At 69.0% G+C, this 3,957-nt stretch carries 5 protein-coding genes; 1 reads left to right on the top strand and 4 read right to left on the bottom strand.

The features are described from left to right. Nucleotides 1–1,104, bottom strand: a 1,104-nt coding sequence (locus GRX66_RS17150) for an amidohydrolase (RefSeq protein ID WP_159527601.1), incomplete at its 3' end; no start/stop codon positions are given. Nucleotides 1,105–1,436: 332 nt separating this feature from the next. Between GRX66_RS17150 and hisG the strand changes: the two genes are divergently transcribed. Further along, nucleotides 1,437–2,285, top strand: coding sequence for an ATP phosphoribosyltransferase (gene hisG / locus GRX66_RS17145; protein WP_159527600.1), 849 nt, complete (start codon nucleotides 1,437–1,439; stop codon nucleotides 2,283–2,285). A 10-nt stretch (nucleotides 2,286–2,295) separates the two neighbouring features. Here the strand turns inward: hisG and GRX66_RS17140 are convergent, their stop codons facing one another. From GRX66_RS17140 to GRX66_RS17130, 3 genes are all read right to left on the bottom strand, one after another. Further along, nucleotides 2,296–2,652, bottom strand: coding sequence for a hypothetical protein (locus GRX66_RS17140; protein WP_159527599.1), 357 nt, complete (start codon nucleotides 2,650–2,652; stop codon nucleotides 2,296–2,298). 132 nt (nucleotides 2,653–2,784) lie between these two features. Further along, nucleotides 2,785–3,153: a DUF7473 family protein gene (locus GRX66_RS17135; protein ID WP_233745622.1), complete on the bottom strand. Its 369-nt coding sequence runs from the start codon at nucleotides 3,151–3,153 to the stop codon at nucleotides 2,785–2,787. Between the two features lie 3 nt (nucleotides 3,154–3,156). Further along, a complete protein-coding gene (locus GRX66_RS17130; RefSeq protein ID WP_159527598.1) occupies nucleotides 3,157–3,717 on the bottom strand; it encodes a TATA-box-binding protein in 561 nt (186 codons plus the stop codon). Nucleotides 3,718–3,957: the final 240 nt, after the last annotated feature.

Genomic DNA, 3,957 nt, shown 5'->3' with positions numbered 1-3,957 from the left:
GGCGCAGGCGAAGTCGACGACTGCCAGGTCGGCGTTCGGCGCCCGCTTCGATTCGGCCGCTGTCGAACCCGAGCGCGCGTGCGCCGCAGCGGTCGCCATCTCCACGGCGGCCTCGGCGGGCACCGCGGCGGCGTCGTCGGCCGCGAGCTTCCCGAGCATCGCCGCGTCCCGGAGTTCGTCGAAGAGGTCGAGGTCGTTGTTCGACGCCGCGCCGTCCGTCCCGAGCGCGACGGTCACGCCGGCGTCCCGCATCGCCTGGACGGGCGCCATCCCGGACGCGAGTTTCATGTTCGACGCGGGACAGTGCACGACGCTCGCGCCGCGTTCCGCGAGCAGTTCGTGCTCCGTCTCGTCGGTGTGGACGCCGTGCGCGAGGAAGTCCGCGTCCGTGAGCATCCCCAGTTCGTCCGCGAACTCCAGCGGCCGCTCGCCGCGCTCATCGACGATCGGCTCGACCTCGTCGACCGTCTCGTTGGCGTGGAAGTGCACCGGGACGTCGTACTCGCGGGCCGCCGCCACGAACTCCCGGAGGTACTCCTCGCCCACCGTCGTGAGGCTGTGCGGCATGTACGCCGTCCTGATGCGCCCGCCCGACGTGCCGTCGTACTCCCGCGCGACCTCGAGGCTCTCCTCGTTGTCCCGGTACGCCGCCCCGTCGTCCTTCCCGACGGTGACCACGCCGTGTCCGAGGAGCGCCCGCAACCCCGCCTCGTCCACGGCTTCCGCAATCTCCGGCACGTGGAAGTACATGTCCGCGAACGCCGTCGTCCCCGACCGGATCATCTCCACGAGCGCCAGGTCCACCCCCGCCCGCACGTCGCCCGCGGTCAACTCCGCTTCCGCCGGCCAGATGTCCTCCTGGAGCCACGCGTCCAGCGGCTTGTCGTCCGCGTACCCGCGCAGCAGCGTCATCGCCCCGTGACAGTGCGCGTTCACCAGCCCCGGCATCACCAGACAGTCCGCGGCGTCCAGTCGTTCGTCGCCCTCGTCTGTGTCGCCGACTGCCAGTATCTCGCCGCTGTCCCGGTCGACCAGCACGTCCCCCTCCGAGACCGTCATGTCCGGGTGCAGGACGCGGCCGCCAGCGATTCGCAGTGTCGTCATAGCGTCGGCTTCGACTGACGCACTTGTCTTTCTGTCGGGTACGCGTTCGTAGTCCGGTCTGGTGGGGTTCGGAGTGGAGTACGCGGCCTGGTGCGTCTCCTCGACCGCCCCCAGACGCTCGCTCCGTTCGCTCCGGCGCTTGCTGTGCGAGACGACCAGATGTACGCGAGCGCCTCGCCCCCTCTCGTTCCCTCCCAGTATCGGGTGGCCACCCGACCGGGGCTTTCTGGGCGTCGGAGGACGCTGTGACTACTGGGCGGACGAATCCACCGCCGTACCACTCGCCACCTGAAGGAAAACCTAGTTCCGAGTGCCACGCCTACACCGCTCACATGCGAATTGCCGTGCCAAACAAGGGCCGTCTGCACGACCCGACGCTGGAACTCCTCGACCGGGCCGGCATCGGCGTGCGGAACGGCGCCGAGCGCCAGTTGTACGCGGAGACGGTCGACCCCGACATCACGGTGTTGTACGCGCGGGCGGCGGACATCCCGGAGTACGTCGCGGACGGCGCGGCGGACCTCGGCATCACGGGCCTCGACCAGGTCCGGGAGTCCGGGGCTGACAACGTCGCGGACCTGCTGGACCTCGAGTACGGGACGTGCCGGCTGGTGCTGGCGGCGCCGGAGGACGGCGACATCACGGCGCCCGAGCACCTCGACGGGAAGACTGTGGCGACGGAGTTCCCGCGGGTCACGCGCGAGTACTTCGACGGGAAGGACGTCGATCCCGACATCGTGGAGGTGACGGGGGCGACTGAGCTGACGCCGCACGTGGAGATGGCGGACGCCATCGTGGACATCACGTCGACGGGGACGACGCTGCGCGTGAACCGCCTCGCCATCGTCGACGAAGTGTTGCAGAGCTCCGTGCGGCTGTTCGGCCGCGAGGACGTCCTCGACGACCCGAAAGTCGAGCAGGTGCGGACGGCGCTGCGGTCGGTGCTGCAGGCGGAGGGGAAGCGCTACCTGATGCTGAACGCGCCGGCGGACAGCCTCGACGACGTGAAGGACGTGATTCCGGGGCTGGGGGGGCCGACGGTGCTGGACGTCGACGAGCCCGGGATGGTGGCGGTGCACGCCGTCGTCGAGGAGCGCGACGTCTTCGAGGCGGTCAACGACCTGAAGCAGGTGGGGGCGTCGGGCATCCTGGTCACGGAGATCGAGCGCCTGGTGGAGTGAGCGGGCGGCCTCAGGGGAGGCGGTCGCCGGCGTCCTCGCTGGCTTCGACGGCGCGCGCGGTCAGCGGATACGTGACGTAGCCGATGACGGCGAACGCCGCCAGCGAGAGCGCGGCGAAGCGCAGGTGGCTCGTGGTGTTGCTGGCGACGGTGAGCACGGCCGCAATCGCGGGCGCGAGCCAGCCGCCGGCCGGAGACAGCGACCGCTCGAAGATGTAGCGCGCTGCGAACGCGACGACGGCGAGGATGCCGAAGACCGCGGCGGCGTCCACCGTCGGCGGATGGACGTAGGAAGCGACGTACGCGAGGACGGCCGCGAGGAGCGCGAGCGTGCTCCCGCGGACCGCCTGCCGCTTGTAGTCGTTCATGCTCGAATGTTCTCGTGCGACGACACTAAAAGCGCCTGGGGTTGTCTCGGTGGCTGTGAATCGTGCCGTCGCGGGCGGCGCTTCGCCCGGTGAGGCGTCGGCCAGAGAACCGAGGGCGGGCGACTGTGCGGGCTACCCCGGGGCGGTCCGCAGCAACGCCAGCAGGTTCGCGGCGAGCAACACGAGCGCCAGCGTGACGACGTAGTGCATCACGACCACGAGTCCCGCCGTCCGGTACTTCACGCGGTAGACGACGTGGACGGCGACGAAGTCGGCGGCGAGGCTGACCGCGACGATGACCAACGGGCTGTGTCGGACCAGCGCGATGGTGGTGACTGCGGGCGCGAGGCCGACGAGGGCGGCGCGCTTCCACGGAACGTCGCCGAGGATGTACGTCGCGGCGACGTGCGCCGTGAACGCGAACAGCAGCCAGCCGCCGAGGAACGTCCCGACGAACTGGCCGAGTGTGCCGGGTGCTGGCTGGACCTGGGCGAGGGGCACGGCCTATTCGAGCAGGCCGAGTTCTTCGAGCCGGGAGACGATCTTGTCGACGGCGTGTTCGGCGTCCTCGGGCTTCTTCCCGCCGGTGATGACCAGCTTCCCGGAGCCGAACAGGAGCGCGACGACTTCGGGTTCGTCGAGCCGGTAGACGAGGCCGGGGAACTGCTCTGGCTCGTACTCGATGTTCTCGAGGCCGAGGCCGATGGCGATGGCGTTGAGGTTGAGCTGGCGACCGAGGTCGGCGGACGTGACGATGTTCTGGACGACGATCTCGGGTTCGTCCTCCACCTGGATGCTGAGGTCGCGGAGCTTGTCGAAGACGATGCGGAGGCTCTCGTGGACGTCGTCTGTGGACTTCGCGCCGGTGCAGACGATTTTCCCGGAGCGGAAGATGAGGGCGGCGCTCTTGGGTTCCTGGGTGCGGTAGACGAGGCCGGGGAACTGCTCGGGGTCGTAATCCGCGCCTTCGAGGTCCATGGCGACGCTCTGTAGGTCGAGTTCCTGACCGATACCGGTCGAGGCGACCACGTTTTCAATGTTTATGGTTTCCTTGGGGTCGGTCATCGTTCGACTTAAACGACGTATTTAAGGTTTATAAAGTTTGGTAGTCCGGCTGGTAACGCCTCAAGTACCCCCGCAGGCCGGTAGCCTGATTGCTGGGCGGCGTCCACCTCGGGGCGTGTACGTCCTCGAACTCGGCGGTGCCGACGACGCGTTCGCCGCCGCGGAAGCCCGCGCTGCAGCCAGCGACGTCGAGGTCGTCGCCCCAGGCGTCGCCACTGCAGCGGACGTCGACTCCGAGCG

The organism is Halobacterium bonnevillei (assembly GCF_009831555.1).
GTDB lineage: Archaea > Halobacteriota > Halobacteria > Halobacteriales > Halobacteriaceae > Halobacterium > Halobacterium bonnevillei.
The sequence above is the reverse complement of the archived record's forward strand: the minus strand, read 5'-3'. Positions and strand labels throughout refer to the sequence as shown.